Genomic DNA, 13,738 nt, shown 5'->3' with positions numbered 1-13,738 from the left:
AGATTACTTTTACTAACTCATTTTGTTTCGACCACGCTACTTGTGCCCGACTCACTAAACGATAACGCAAAAGACGGCTCGGTAATTCCCGTTCGGTTCACCCGATTGTACATGACTTTGCTCATTATCCTGGCTATTTTGCTTACGGTGGGGCAGATTTTGACGCAGTGGTGGCTTCGAACTGTTCAGGATGAGTTCTGGGTAATCCGGTATTCGGCTTTGCAGCGCCACCAAAGTCAGCAAATTGTGAAGCAGGCGCTACAGGTAGTCGATATCGACGAACAGGATCATTTTAAGGAGAATGTAGACGCTTTGCGGCAGGTGTTTCCTGTTTTCGAGAGTTACCATATGCAGGTTCGCAAAGGACGTGCCGATGATGTTAGAGTCGTTATTACAAACTCCGATACGATTCAGCGATTATACGAAGGCATTCGTCCTGAGTTTGAAGCCTTTCAAAAAGGAGCTCATCGGCTTATGCAACTGCAACGTTTTGAAGAGGTTCGACAACCTGACGTTCAGTTTGCCTTCAAACTCATTCTGGCTAACGAAAAACCATTTTTAGAAAAAATGGATGGAATCGTTCGGCAATATAACAGCGAGTTAAGAGCTAAGCTCATTATCCTACAATCAATAGAACTTTATTTATACATATTCATTGTCGTGGTACTGGCGAGTTTTGGGTTGCTGATTTTTCGCCCGGCGGCCCGAAGACTTAAGCAAACGTTTGCACAACTGGTTGAGGCTGAGAGCCAGACGGCAGCCGTGAATAAGAAACTCCTGAGCGTCAACCGGTCTCTTAAGGAAACCCGTCAGAAACTGTTTGAAGCAACCAAACTTCAGTACGAACAAAAACTCGACGACCAGAAACTGCGAACGTCCTATCTGATTGCCGGGCAGGAAGAAGAACGTAAACGGTTATCCCGCGAGTTACACGATGGGCTGGGTCAAATGCTTACGGCCATTAAATTGCAGATAGAGGGCCTTGAAGCGGGGTTAGCTCGAGCAGCCATACCCGAACAGAATGGTACTCCGGCCTATTCCAAAAACCTGAAGACATTAAAAAGTTTAGTAACCCAAACAATTCAGGAAACTCGGTCAATTTCTAACGATTTGATGCCCAGTGTTTTGAGTGATTTTGGTGTAATCCCTGCCATTAAAATGCTAGCCGAAAATGACCGAAGTGAAACGGTGGATGTTACATTTAAAACAAACCTTACAGCCGACATGCCCCGCTTAGACAAAGATGTCGAAATTATGTTATACCGGGTCACTCAGGAAGCTGTCAGTAATGCCGTCAGGCACGCCAACCCATCGCATATTCATATAGAGTTGAAAGGACGTGCAAATACATTACAACTTGTCGTAAGTGATGACGGCCAGGGATTTGAAGTGCCACGAAAAAAACAGGCTAACGCTTTAATGAAATCAAAGCTGGAGAGCAACAGCGATATCACCGAACCCTTGAAACTACGTCCACCTTCGCAGGGGTTACATAATATTCAGGAACGTACTAAGCTGCTCAACGGGAAATTTAAAATTTATTCTACACTGGGGAAAGGAACGAAATTACACGTCAGTATACCCTATCAAACGCATTTTGCTTACCATGACTCCTACTAAATTAATGCTGGTGGATGATCACTCGATCGTTCGTGACGGTATTCGACTCTTGCTGGAACAGGCTGATGGCTTAGAAATTATTGACGAAGCCAATGATGGCGAAGAGGCTCTCGATAAACTAAAAGCACATCAGTCCGATGTAAGTACGTTGCCCGATCTTATCCTGATGGATATTTCGCTGCCCGGTATGTCGGGCATCCAGACGACGCAGATTGTAACCCGCCTGTATAAAAATGTGCGCGTACTCATGCTATCGATGCATAATAATGAAGATTATATCCTGAAGTCGGTTGAGGCTGGTGCTTATGGCTATATTCTTAAGGATTCGTCGTCAGATGAAATGATTAAAGCGATTCGCACGATTGCTTCAGGGGAGAAGTATTACAGTTCGCCAGTGGCTTCGATCATTTTGAGTGGCTACATGCAGCAATTAAAAAAAGGCAGCCGTCATGGTCGTACCGAACGTCAATCCAAATTATCAAATAAGGAGAAGGAAATACTACAATTCCTGGTCGATGGGATGAGCAGCCGGGAGATCGCCGAAAAGCTACAGCTTAGTGTCCGGACGGTTGATAACCACCGGGCTAACATGATGCGCCGACTACAGGTACGTAATGCTGCTGAGCTGGTCAGAATGGCGGTTGAGGATAAATTGATTTAAAAACGAAAGCATTTTTGATCATAAGCCCTGCTACGTATTTCTGGAAGGTTCAGATAAACGTAGCAGGAGAAACGCCGGTAGCTAAGTCTGGCTACGATTGCGAACTCAGTAACTTTTTTTTAGGTTTGCTCCATAAACCGGCTAATTGCCGGTTTTCCATTCTTTGCTTACTATATTTAGTAGGTAGATTTTATGAACTATAAAACCAATTTCAATCATGTCACTTCGCTTAGGAGATATTGCCCCCGATTTTGAGGCCGACACCACCCAGGGCCACATTCACTTTCACGAATGGTTAGGTAATTCATGGGGAATGCTATTCTCACATCCTGCCGACTTTACACCCGTTTGTACAACCGAATTAGGTAGAACGGCCTTGCTCAAAGATGAGTTTGGCAAACGTAACGTAAAGGTCATTGCCGTATCAGTAGATGATCTGGACTCGCACAATCGATGGACTCCCGACATCAAGGATGTAACAGGCAGCGAAGTTAACTTCCCAATTATCGCCGATGCTGACCGGACAGTAGCTACGCTCTACGATATGATTCACCCTAACGCCAGCGAAAAAGCAACCGTACGGTCGGTGTTTGTGATTGGACCCGACAAAAAAATTAAACTGACGTTGACGTACCCAGCCTCAACGGGACGTAATTTCAACGAGTTACTACGTGTCATTGATTCGCTTCAACTGACGGCTGAGTATCAGGTTGCCACGCCTGCCGATTGGCAACAGGGCGATGATGTTATTGTAACGCCCGCCGTATCGAATGATCAACTGGAAGCTAAATTTCCAAAAGGAGTAACATTTGTGAAGCCTTACCTACGCACAACGCCCCAGCCCAACAAGTAATATTTTTTAAAATTGTAGGATTATGAATTTGCTTTAGGGCGACCCGATTACTTTGTAATCCTACAATTTTAAAACTTTACAATTCATCACTCCGTTAACGTTGCGTTATCATATAAACGAACGACGCGTTATGGCAAAGCAAACAAACGACAATCCAGAGCACAAAGAAGGGCCGGTCGCTACGGCTATTGAAGAACAAACCGCTAAACTGCCTTCTGACATTTTTCTATGGGCTTCATTAGGCTCTATGGCCGTTTCACTATACCTACAGTCACAGGGTGATCGCGATCGGAGCTTATTTGTTGGCCAATGGGCAGCTCCCTTTCTGTTACTCGGCCTTTATAACAAACTGGTTAAACTAGAAGGTCACGATTAGGTATAATGCAGTAAATTAACTACTGGAAGCCCCTTGCAAACGCAAAGGGCTTTTTTGTTCGTTGTTTTCGAAGGTAAACCTTTAATTTCGGGCTGGCATTTAGGCACCTGCATGAAAACACGCGTTCTGGTCAATCTCATTTTTCGGCGATATGGTCTATGGATTGCGGCATTATTGATCTTGTTAGCAGGCATTTGGGCCGTTCTCTCCCGTCGTCCAGCCGACATGAACTGGCAGTTTGTGCAGGCGTTTGGCATCAAGTTGCCTATGCACTACACCATTCATGGAATCGACGTATCGCGCCATAACGACCGCATTAACTGGGCACGCGTCCGTCAAATGGAAGCTGATGGTGTTCGACTACAGTTTGTATTCATCAAAGCTACTGAGGGCGCTACGTTGGCTGATAAGCATTTTGATAAAAATTGGAGCGAAGCCAAAAAATCTAACCTGCGACGGGGAGCCTATCATTTTTATCACCCTACCCGAGACCCTGCTAAGCAAGCTGATAATTTCATTAAGCATGTGGATCTCCACGCGGGTGATTTTGCGCCGGTAGTTGACTTTGAAGTAACAAACGGACAGTCTGATGAAACGATTGTTAACGGACTCCGTTTATGGCTCGAAACCATTGAGGAACACTACCAGGTTCGGCCGATCATTTATACAAACGGTAACCTCTACAAGCGATATATCAAGCGGAATCTGGACGACTACCCACTCTGGATTGCCGACTATTCAACCAAGCATCTTCGCAGCTATAATGCCGACAAACTTTACCTCTGGCAACATAACCCAAGTGGTTGGGTAAAGGGAATTCGGGGGCAAGTCGATTTCAACGTATTTGTGATGGACGAAAATCGATTGAACGATATTTGCCTATAACTCCAGAGGATAAGCCCTGTTCTTATGATAATGCTACGTTCTGTTTATAGATTTATTTTCGTTAATTCAGCTGGCCCCGCTAACCAATCTATTGCCCGTTCACCAAATGCTTTCATGTGAGGCATCTGGCTGTGTGCCAGCAACCCAGCTTCGTTGTCCCAGCGTTCGTGCATAATAAAACGCTCAGGATGTTCTGCACTTTGATACAATTCATAAAGCTGGCAGGCCTCTTCCGTGCGTACCTGTTCGACCAGTTCAAGTAAGCTGGTTTTAAGGTTAGCTTCGGCACCGGGACGGGCCGTGATGGTAGCAAAAACTAATAAGGGCATACATATATTTTTAGGGCAAAAGATGCTGCTGGTCAAAGTCTACCCTTGCCATATTTCCCAGGCTTTTTCTGCCTGTAGTTCCAGCATGCGCAGACCATTGTGTGTAGACGCTCCACGTTCGAGGCCGAGTTGTATAAACTTTGTCTCTGTGGGATTGTACACCAGATCGTAGAGCAAATGATGCTTGGTAAGCAGGTGATAGGGCAGGGCAGGCGCTTCGTCGATGCGAGGGTATGTGCCAACCGGCGAACCGTTAATAATTAAATGATAATCTCCCAGGACAGCGGGTAGATCATCGTAGGTTAATGTATTGTCGGTCTTGGTTCGTGATACGAGTTTATACGTGATGCCTAAATCGGCCAGTGCCACCGTAACGGCCTTTGACGCACCGCCAGTACCGAGTACTAATGCCTGTATATCGTTGGGTACGCGTTGACGTAAATTCAACCAATTAGTTAAGGATTGCCGGAACCCGTAGTAATCTGAGTTATATCCCGTTAGCGAACCATCCGATTCGAATTTGATTACGTTCACGGCGCCAATTTTTTCGGCCGATGCATCCAGTCGATCTAAATAACGTAAAACGGCTTGCTTGTGGGGAATTGTGACGTTCAAGCCACGCAGGTCAGGCAATTTCAATAATTCTGACAAAGCTGTAATACTGGGTAACTCAAACAGATCGTAGCGACTATCGCTAATGCCTTCGCGAACAAATTTTTCGGTAAAGTACCGTTGCGAAAAGGAATGAGTAAGTGGAAAACCGATAAGACCGTAACGTTTCATAAGAAGGAAAGGGATAAAATACCTATGCCACAGCTTTCTAGCCATGGCATAGGTATTTTATTATACTTTAGGGTTTACCTGAATTCTCTAGTTAGAGGATCGTTTCTTTATAAACTCAAACACGATTGGTAACACTGAAAGGCCAACAATACCGAAAACAACCAGTTCAAAATTCTTTTGGACAAAGGAAATATTGCCAAAGAAATAGCCCAATAGCGAAATGCTCGTTACCCACAACACCGCTCCCATAATACAGAATTTAATGTAGGTACCGTAGGTCATGCTACCAGCCCCAGCCACGAAAGGAGCAATTGTCCGTACGATAGGAATAAATCGGGCAATAATTACAGTCCGGCCACCGTACTTAGCATAGAATTTTTCCGTCTCGGCAATGTATTCTCGCTTGAAGAACAAGATACGTTCCCGCGATTTAATCTGGCTTCCCAAAAATTTACCGACGAAATAGTTGACGTTATCCCCCAGTAATGCTGCGCCAATGAGCAGTGGTATAATAGCCCAGACACTTAACTCATTCGTTGGTCGGGCGGCCAGGGCACCAGCCGCAAACAGCAACGAATCGCCGGGTAGCAATGGCATAACAATCAGCCCTGTTTCGGTGAAAACAATCAGAAATAAGATAGCGTATAGGAGTACACCGTATTCATTAGCCCATAAATCGAGATAACGATCCAGATGTAGCAAAAAATCAAGTAGCGATTTGAGAATTTCCATAAAATAAGTTGCCAGTCAACAGTCATGGGTCATAAGAGATAGCCTTCCATAGCTACCGACTGATGACTGACCACTGTTAGCTAGTGTCTATTTATCTAAAAAGTGAGAAAATGTATCTCCGCGTAAGCCTAACCGGATGGTTTCCAGAGGTATAACCTCATGAGGGGCAATATTGCCGAGGTTGACATTGGCACCAAGGAGCTTTACAAACCACACCTGCTGTTCTTTTTGGGGGGCTTCCCATAAAATGCTCTCGAATGGAACCTGGGTAAGAATTTCTTCAACCAGCCCCTGCCGGACTTCGCCACTCGCCCTAAATAAGCCGACTGTGCCCCCTTCGCGGGCTTCACCAATCACTTTCCAGGCACCCGCCTGTAACTCGGACTTCATCAATTGAATCCACTTGTAGGGCGGAATAATTTTTGCTTCGTCCTTCGAGCCTACTTCCGACAACACGGTTACCTGAGTTGCCAGCGTACGTATGTAATTACATTTGTCGTCCTGGTTCATGTCGATTGAACCGTCCGACACTTCAGCATGCTCCAGACCGTACTTATCTAACAGTTTTCGGTATTCGTCGAACTGATTACGTACTACGAACGCTTCGAATAGTGTTCCGCCAAAGTAAACAGGAATACCCGCTGACTGATAAATGGCTATTTTATCTTTCAAATTTGGGGTGACAAATGATGTTGCCCAACCCAATTTAACTATGTCTGAATAGCCAGCAGAAGTAGACAAAAAGTCTTCCACCTCCCGCAGACTTAACCCTTTGTCCATTACCATTGTCAATCCACTCTGACGAGGCTTTTCGGTACGTTCGGGTAACTGTGTAAGTGTATAATTCATTCGAGGTAATCAAATAGGCGCGTAAAAATCGCTCAAAAGTAGTATAAGTCTTGAAAAACTCGCAAGAAAGTCCACAAATAATAGCGTCCTTTGGGCTTATAACTTAGTTTAATACTATTTTTGTTGACTATGAATAACGATGCAAATTGACGCCTTGATTTCTTTCAGTCTCAGATTGGTCAATTTATGAGTAGCAATGTATCTTAATATGGACCGCTGGCTTAATGGGACTATTCGAGCTGTGAATTGTGGTCGGCTGGAGGCTGATCTTACCATTCGTGAAGATATGACAAATCCGGCGGGCATACTCCACAGGACGCGCAACTGCAATTCTGGACGTTAATAAAGGCTCTGGTATTTAGGCTGGATCGCGAATTTGCCTATGCACATAGTAGCCTTGCTATCAACTTTCTGTATATGGCTCAATTGGGTGAGGCTATAAAGAAAAAATCACTTGCTGCGAGTGACGTACTGTCGCTGATAAAATGGTTGATAAGTGTACAATAAACCTAATTCAGACGTCGGTAAAACTACCCTTTTAATTTTATAGCGGCTTAAGCTATCAGGAGACTCCCGTTACGAATGGCTCAAGTCATACTCTACAATTAAGCCAGAACCTAAATAAATGGGTTTATTTTTTATGGAATCCAACTTTTAAGTGTCTAATGGGTCTGCTTAATAAGAAAAAACAGAAAAATACCCTTTGTTTGAGTATGAAAACCAGAATTGTTTTTTTATCACCTTATTATTGCTATTATTGACCAAAGATACTACTTCTGATAGGTTTGAACGAAACTTTACCCCACTATGGAAAAGTCCAATGGCCTTTTGATTATCTCGGTTACTAAAAGACAAGTACGACCTAAGCTCGCTTAGTTTATTTAGTATAAGGCGTTGAAAAAATATTGGAAGAATAGGTTGACTTTTGCAATTCAGTCTTAACATTGCAGAAAAATCGTGGATTAATGGATCATGTATAAGGTGATCTGTGCGGCCGGTCACATTTGGTGACTGTATTTTTATGAGAAAGGTCATTCTCTGGCTGATGTCTTGAAAAATTAAAACGAGGCCAGAAGAAACATTTGTTTAAAAAATTAGTCATAAGTACATCTAAGGGCTGCCTGCGTATTGTAAGGTGGCTCATAGACTGGCTAGTTGTAGTGAAGACCATTGATTTAGTGGTCTGGTCGTTCTCTAAATTCCACAGCCGTACCTGAAAAGGAAATTTTTTAAAACATTGCGTCAAATTAACTCAATAAATATGCGAACATTTATCCAACAACACCCCATGAGGATGCTGGCTGGACTCGTGTTGCTAAGTTTTGCAATACCTACTCTTGGCCTTGCTCAACAGGCTGATACAGTCCGGGTTCAACCCGCCACAGTTCAACAAAGTACGTCAACAACTGCCCCCAGCGGGTACTACGAGCGCGAAAACATCTACCGTCTGGGTAAAGGGATTTACACCGATACCTTACGTAGAAACGATTTTAAAGCTCAGGCTAGTGATGTTGCGGAACTGGACGATTGTGATACGACTTTCCAAACATTTATTCTGGTCCGTCGCCTGTCTCCCTGGCGAGTTGGTTTGTATGCCGGGCCTAACTTTGCTTATTGCGGTACATGGGAAAATACGTTTGGTCCCAATAAGCGTGATAAAACGTTGTACAACGGTGCCGGTATTAATGTAACTGCCACCGTTGATTACTTTTTCACGCCGGCAATCCGTCGCCTTCGTTTTGGTTTAGGAACAGCCTTTGGCTACCAGAACTATATTACACGTAGCATCTATAAAGATTACTTGTATGGTTTGGCTGCCGCACGTACACCAAGTGTACCTGCTAGCCAGGTTCAGATTGATCAACGAGCTTCGGAAGATATGTTCCTGACAGTAGGTCCGATACTGACGTTTACACTAGCTCGTAGTCGTCGTAATCCTGAGGCTACAACGTTTATTGAAGCCGCTGCTCGTGGTGGATTATTCCGCACAGAAGCCGCAACAATTGCTGCCTACATTCCATCACAGGGTACACTGCCACCAGGAGCTGTTCCTTCTCTTGTTAACGGAGGGGCATTGCTCCGATCAGTTAACCCCAGCTCAAACCTTTACCACTTAGGTGCATTAGGATCGCTGGCCGTGTTCTTCCCATTACGTAACAACTGGAACATAGGCGTACAGGGACAAGGGTTCATCACTCGCCTTAATTACCTTATCGTCAATGGCGTTGATAACCAACTATATGAGTTCAAACGTAAACACGGTGGTTTTACGGTTGGTTTGGCTGTTCGTAAAGGATTCGTTCAGAAAAAACTTATCCCCAAAGCACCTGTTTCCTGCCCAACCTGCGAACAGGTTCCTGAGTTGAATGTCAATTTTAATGGTGCTTCACTCAAAGGTGCGTCGTTATCGTATGCCGATAGCACAAACGAACAAAAGTTTGCTGCCGTTAATAAGTCAGCAGCAGCACCCGTTATTAGCTGGCGCAGTACAACGCCGAATCCGAGAAACGAAACCTTTACGGCTCGTTTATACTACCGTCCAGATTCAGTAGTTGCTGGTAACACAGATCAAGTAATCGCTCAATTAGAAAATACGACGGATACAACGTTAGCTTTCCCACCGGCATATTTCTCTAATGGTCAATTAAATCCTGGGTTCTATTACGTGACAGTTCACAACAAGCAGGTTGCCAAATGTGGTACATGTATGAGTGAAGTAGCAACAAGCAGCTTTGCCAGCATCCGGGATAAGCCAGAGTTTGTTGACTGCAAATACCGTCACCGCCTAGAGCGCCTGGAAGTATATTACCGCACACCTTACACGCGTGAAGTGGCTAACGTCTGCTACTGTAATGGCACGATCACATCGGTTGGAGATACCGTTACTCGCCTTCGCTACCGTGGTCTGAATCGTCTGCTGGCAACCAGCGCTATTGAGTTTGATACCAATACGGTTATCTTAAACCTCAATGAGCTGCCAGGAGGTCTTGCACAACAATTGCAGGCTGAGAAGACAAAAATTGAGAGTGGAAACGCTATCCGCTTCAAGAATCGTCGGGTACGTCCGCAGGTTCAGTACTTCCGCGCTGTGTTCTCCGTTACCAAACTCCCATGTAATGGTCAGCCAGAGCAAGTTGTGGGTAGCTTCAACACGACGATTAGCGATAACAGCTACACAATTACCGACTTGAAGCCATTGACTGACGCTCAGAAAGCTAAATTACTGGCTCCGCCTGCCCCCGTTAAGAAGAAAGCGACTCGTCGCCGTGCTGGCAACAGTGGTCGTCGTGCAGATGTAATGTTCGGTGTAGAATAACAAAGTAATAACAAGGTAAAAAAACCGGGGGCCAACGCTCCCGGTTTTTTTGTTGTCTCGTTTCTATCACGATATTCCCCTTAATAATCGAACAACATAGATGGGACGTTTTCTATTAGTAATTGTATTTCAATGCTTTATGATCATGAACGCTCAATCACAACCTGGCAGTTCAGCGCCTAACGCTGTGGAGGCCCCAATGCATACATACTCTCTAAGGCTTCGACCTGGGCAGGATTTGAAAACAGAATTAGAATCATTGGTCAGGCAACAACGTATTGGTGCAGGGGCTATTCTAACTTGTGTAGGAAGCCTAACAGACGTAACACTACGGTTGGCTAATCAAGAGAAAGGAAGTGTGTGGAAAGGACATTTCGAGATCGTGTCACTCGTTGGCACACTTTCAGTAAATGGCAGCCACATCCATTTATCCGTTTCCGATTCGACTGGTCGCACCATTGGCGGGCATTTACTGGAAGGTTGTACTATTTATACAACAGCCGAACTACTTATCGGTATAATGCCCGACATCGAATACGTCCGTGAAGTTGATCCTACATTTGGTTATCGGGAATTAGCAATCCGAAAGCGAAAAAGAAAATAAGTAAGAAAGCCAGTTCGAGCGAACTGGCTTTCTTACTTACAGAGGGTTTATGAAGATAGAAACTGCAATCGTCTTCACTCTTCAAAAAAACTAGTTCCGTTTGCTCATTTCATCGCGAATTTTGGCTGCTCGTTCGTATTCTTCATTACCGAGCGCTTCCTCAAGCATTTTTTGTAGTTCTTCAGAAGATGCGTTTTTTAACTGATCGCCAAATGAGCGTGTTGAAGGCCGGTTTGAGGAACGTACTAACTCTTCCTGTTCTTCCTCTTCGTCATTGCCGCTAGCTGTTATACCCGCTTCTGATAAGATGGACTCATTCGTATAAATCGGTACGTCGAACCGGATACCAATAGCAATGGCATCGGATGGCCGGGCATCAATAACTGATTCTCGAACGCCATCAAAGCACACGATCTTGGCAAAGAAAATGCCTTCTCGCAGATCGGAAATCATAATTTCACGAACTGTGAATTTGAACTGTTCGGCAAACTGCTTGAACAAGTCGTGCGTCATTGGCCTGTTCGGCACAATCTTTTCGATTTCAATGGCAATAGCTTGTGCTTCAAACATGCCAATGATAATAGGCAACCGCCGGTTGCCATATTCTTCTCCCAGTACCAGCGCAAACGATCCTGACTGCGACTGACTGGGTGAAAGTCCTAATATTTCCAGCTTAATCTTATCCACGGTGTAAAAATAGCAAAAAGTCGTAAGGCATGGCCTTGTAAGTGGTAAGTAAATGTTAGCAAGTCTTTATCACTCACGACTTACAGAACGATATTTCACGACTTTTTCACAGAGCTTTTACCGCTTTTGTCAATCGGGGCAGTATGTCGAATACATCGCCAACGATGCCGTAATCAGCCGATTTAAAGAACGGGGCTTCTGCATCTTTGTTAATAACAACAATTACCTTCGAGGAGTTTACACCGGCCAGGTGTTGTATCGCTCCTGATATACCACAGGCAATATATAGATTCGGGCTTATCTTTAGCCCTGTTTGCCCCACGTGCTCGGAGTGAGGACGCCAGTCAAGGTCAGAGACTGGTTTTGAACAAGCTGTAGCTGCGTGAAGCGCTTGGGCAAGATCTTCGACAATACCCCAGTTTTCGGGCCCTTTTAAGCCACGGCCAGCAGATACAACCAGATCAGCTTCGGGCAGCAGGATATCGCCAGAAGATTTTTCGGTGTTTTTAACCGAAATGACAAAATCAGAGTCATTCAGAGCAGGAGTGAAGGCTTCGACTGGCGCAGTCGCGTCGGTTTCTTCAGGTGTAATCGTATTCTTCTTAATGGCCAGAATTTTGATATCGGCTTTCAGGTCGTTGTACGCAAACGCTTTACCTGTGTAAATGCTACTTTTGACACGGAAACCATTCGACAGATCAGGCAACTCGATCACGTTGGCAGCTAAACCTGCTTTCAATTTACCGGCCAGCCGGGCGGTCATGGCATCGGCCAATGATGATTTAGCCAGAACAACCACCTTACTGCTTTCCTGCTGAGCGGCTGCTGCTACCACGGTAGCATAAGCCATGCCATTGGCCTCATTCAGTTTCGGGTCGCATGAATGCAGCACTTTGGTTGCACCAAAGCGACCAGCCGAAGCCAGTTCTGTATCATCAGCCTGACCAATGATGATGGCTGTAGCCGACGTACCAGTCATTTGGGCGACTTTTGCGCCGTAGGAAATGGCCTCCTGAGAGGACTTCTTAATTTTACCTTCGTCTAATTCGGCGAATATAAGGACTGACATGTGTTTAGTCGTTAATGGTTTACAGTCGTTGGTCGAGAGTCATCAGTCAACAGCTAAATGCTATCGACCAGAGATTCGACTAATGATTAAATTACTTTTGCTTCGGTGTGGAGAAGCTGAATGAGCATTTCTGCTTCGTCGGCTTTAATCATTTTAACCGCGCCACGTGGAGCTGGTAGCTCATAGCTGCCAACCGTCGTAAGTTTGTCAGTGCCGGTTGGCTCAACAACTTTAAGTGGCTTGGTACGGGCGGTCATGATGCCCCGCATGTTGGGTATTTTCCATTCGGCAATTGGCTCTTGGCAACCCAATACGAGCGGTAGTTTAGCTTCCAGGCTTTCTTTACCACCCTCAATTTCACGGGTAATTTTAGCCGTATCGCCGTCTATGTCGAGTAGCATAACCGGTGAAATGGAGGGCATACCAAGCATTTCACCGACAATACCGTGAACCTGGCCACCATTGTAGTCAATAGACTCACGACCCATCAGGATCAGGTCGTAGTTATTTTCTTTGGCGATGGCTGCAATTTGTTCGGCCACAAAATAGGCATCGGTAGGCTCGGCATTTACACGGATCGCATCGTCGGCACCGATGGCCAGACATTTGCGAATAACGGGTTCCGTATCACTTTCGCCAACATTGAGTACCGTTATTGTAGCACCCGTTTTTTCTTTAAGTTCAACCGCCCGCGCCAGGGCATAGTCGTCATAGGGGCCGGTAATGAACGTTACGCCAGCTTTGTTTAACTTGGTATTGTTGTCCGTAAAGGTAATTTTGGTGGTGGTGTCGGGCACACTGGTCACACACACTAAAATTTTCATACGCATTGTGGTTTTGTGGGTGTTTAAGTAGTCAGCAGGGGATATAGAGCTGTTGGTAAGCAACGTATTGATCCCTTACAAGTTGGTACTTATTACTACTTTTATACCCCAAAAGTACAAACTGTATCACATAAAAGTATGCATGCATAC

The 13,738-nt window shown here is 44.9% G+C and carries 14 protein-coding genes; 7 read left to right on the top strand and 7 right to left on the bottom strand.

The window, feature by feature from the left end:
* Nucleotides 1–42: 42 nt before the first annotated feature.
* From ACYVEA_RS04800 to ACYVEA_RS04780, 5 genes are all read left to right on the top strand, one after another.
* Nucleotides 43–1,620, top strand: a complete 1,578-nt coding sequence (locus ACYVEA_RS04800) for a sensor histidine kinase (RefSeq protein WP_461112195.1) — start codon at nucleotides 43–45, stop codon at nucleotides 1,618–1,620.
* A gap of 4 nt (nucleotides 1,621–1,624) precedes the next feature.
* Nucleotides 1,625–2,281 carry a response regulator transcription factor gene (locus ACYVEA_RS04795; RefSeq protein WP_461112951.1) on the top strand — a complete coding sequence of 219 codons (657 nt, stop codon included), beginning with the start codon at nucleotides 1,625–1,627 and terminating at the stop codon, nucleotides 2,279–2,281.
* Nucleotides 2,282–2,498: 217 nt separating this feature from the next.
* A complete protein-coding gene (locus ACYVEA_RS04790; protein WP_461112194.1) occupies nucleotides 2,499–3,134 on the top strand; it encodes a peroxiredoxin in 636 nt (211 codons plus the stop codon).
* A gap of 130 nt (nucleotides 3,135–3,264) precedes the next feature.
* Complete coding sequence (locus tag ACYVEA_RS04785; protein ID WP_461112193.1) at nucleotides 3,265–3,510, top strand: hypothetical protein; 246 nt, start codon at nucleotides 3,265–3,267, stop codon at nucleotides 3,508–3,510.
* A gap of 111 nt (nucleotides 3,511–3,621) precedes the next feature.
* On the top strand, nucleotides 3,622–4,395 hold the full coding sequence (locus ACYVEA_RS04780; protein ID WP_461112192.1) for a glycoside hydrolase family 25 protein: 774 nt from the start codon (nucleotides 3,622–3,624) through the stop codon (nucleotides 4,393–4,395).
* Between the two features lie 44 nt (nucleotides 4,396–4,439).
* Here the strand turns inward: ACYVEA_RS04780 and ACYVEA_RS04775 are convergent, their stop codons facing one another.
* The 4 genes from ACYVEA_RS04775 to ACYVEA_RS04760 all read right to left on the bottom strand — a co-directional run bounded on the left by ACYVEA_RS04775 (nucleotide 4,440) and on the right by ACYVEA_RS04760 (nucleotide 7,088).
* Entirely contained in the window at nucleotides 4,440–4,724 is a 285-nt protein-coding gene (locus tag ACYVEA_RS04775) for a putative quinol monooxygenase (protein ID WP_461112191.1), read from the bottom strand.
* A 39-nt stretch (nucleotides 4,725–4,763) separates the two neighbouring features.
* Nucleotides 4,764–5,507: a shikimate dehydrogenase family protein gene (locus ACYVEA_RS04770; RefSeq protein WP_461112190.1), complete on the bottom strand. Its 744-nt coding sequence runs from the start codon at nucleotides 5,505–5,507 to the stop codon at nucleotides 4,764–4,766.
* Nucleotides 5,508–5,594: 87 nt separating this feature from the next.
* Entirely contained in the window at nucleotides 5,595–6,239 is a 645-nt protein-coding gene (locus ACYVEA_RS04765) for a DedA family protein (RefSeq protein ID WP_461112189.1), read from the bottom strand.
* Between the two features lie 87 nt (nucleotides 6,240–6,326).
* Nucleotides 6,327–7,088: a phosphosulfolactate synthase gene (locus tag ACYVEA_RS04760; RefSeq protein ID WP_461112188.1), complete on the bottom strand. Its 762-nt coding sequence runs from the start codon at nucleotides 7,086–7,088 to the stop codon at nucleotides 6,327–6,329.
* 1,294 nt (nucleotides 7,089–8,382) lie between these two features.
* Between ACYVEA_RS04760 and ACYVEA_RS04755 the strand changes: the two genes are divergently transcribed.
* Nucleotides 8,383–10,404, top strand: coding sequence for a hypothetical protein (locus ACYVEA_RS04755; RefSeq protein ID WP_461112950.1), 2,022 nt, complete (start codon nucleotides 8,383–8,385; stop codon nucleotides 10,402–10,404).
* Between the two features lie 139 nt (nucleotides 10,405–10,543).
* Entirely contained in the window at nucleotides 10,544–11,008 is a 465-nt protein-coding gene (locus ACYVEA_RS04750; protein ID WP_461112949.1) for a PPC domain-containing DNA-binding protein, read from the top strand.
* Nucleotides 11,009–11,098: 90 nt separating this feature from the next.
* Here the strand turns inward: ACYVEA_RS04750 and ACYVEA_RS04745 are convergent, their stop codons facing one another.
* From ACYVEA_RS04745 to ACYVEA_RS04735, 3 genes are all read right to left on the bottom strand, one after another.
* Nucleotides 11,099–11,695, bottom strand: a complete 597-nt coding sequence (locus ACYVEA_RS04745) for a bifunctional nuclease family protein (protein ID WP_093828371.1) — start codon at nucleotides 11,693–11,695, stop codon at nucleotides 11,099–11,101.
* Between the two features lie 106 nt (nucleotides 11,696–11,801).
* Complete coding sequence (locus ACYVEA_RS04740; RefSeq protein WP_461112187.1) at nucleotides 11,802–12,764, bottom strand: electron transfer flavoprotein subunit alpha/FixB family protein; 963 nt, start codon at nucleotides 12,762–12,764, stop codon at nucleotides 11,802–11,804.
* Between the two features lie 86 nt (nucleotides 12,765–12,850).
* Complete coding sequence (locus ACYVEA_RS04735; RefSeq protein WP_093828746.1) at nucleotides 12,851–13,588, bottom strand: electron transfer flavoprotein subunit beta/FixA family protein; 738 nt, start codon at nucleotides 13,586–13,588, stop codon at nucleotides 12,851–12,853.
* Nucleotides 13,589–13,738: the final 150 nt, after the last annotated feature.

The organism is Spirosoma jeollabukense, from assembly GCF_054777855.1.
The sequence above is the reverse complement of the archived record's forward strand: the minus strand, read 5'-3'. Positions and strand labels throughout refer to the sequence as shown.

Coding starts and splice junctions, on each gene's coding strand:
- ACYVEA_RS04760 (WP_461112188.1), bottom strand. CDS start 7,088: ATGAATTATACACTTACACAGTTACCCGAACGTACCGAAAAGCCTCGT.
- ACYVEA_RS04795 (WP_461112951.1), top strand. CDS start 1,625: ATGCTGGTGGATGATCACTCGATCGTTCGTGACGGTATTCGACTCTTG.
- ACYVEA_RS04735 (WP_093828746.1), bottom strand. CDS start 13,588: ATGAAAATTTTAGTGTGTGTGACCAGTGTGCCCGACACCACCACCAAA.
- ACYVEA_RS04740 (WP_461112187.1), bottom strand. CDS start 12,764: ATGTCAGTCCTTATATTCGCCGAATTAGACGAAGGTAAAATTAAGAAG.
- ACYVEA_RS04770 (WP_461112190.1), bottom strand. CDS start 5,507: ATGAAACGTTACGGTCTTATCGGTTTTCCACTTACTCATTCCTTTTCG.
- ACYVEA_RS04780 (WP_461112192.1), top strand. CDS start 3,622: ATGAAAACACGCGTTCTGGTCAATCTCATTTTTCGGCGATATGGTCTA.
- ACYVEA_RS04790 (WP_461112194.1), top strand. CDS start 2,499: ATGTCACTTCGCTTAGGAGATATTGCCCCCGATTTTGAGGCCGACACC.
- ACYVEA_RS04765 (WP_461112189.1), bottom strand. CDS start 6,239: ATGGAAATTCTCAAATCGCTACTTGATTTTTTGCTACATCTGGATCGT.
- ACYVEA_RS04755 (WP_461112950.1), top strand. CDS start 8,383: ATGCTGGCTGGACTCGTGTTGCTAAGTTTTGCAATACCTACTCTTGGC.
- ACYVEA_RS04785 (WP_461112193.1), top strand. CDS start 3,265: ATGGCAAAGCAAACAAACGACAATCCAGAGCACAAAGAAGGGCCGGTC.
- ACYVEA_RS04775 (WP_461112191.1), bottom strand. CDS start 4,724: ATGCCCTTATTAGTTTTTGCTACCATCACGGCCCGTCCCGGTGCCGAA.
- ACYVEA_RS04750 (WP_461112949.1), top strand. CDS start 10,544: ATGATCATGAACGCTCAATCACAACCTGGCAGTTCAGCGCCTAACGCT.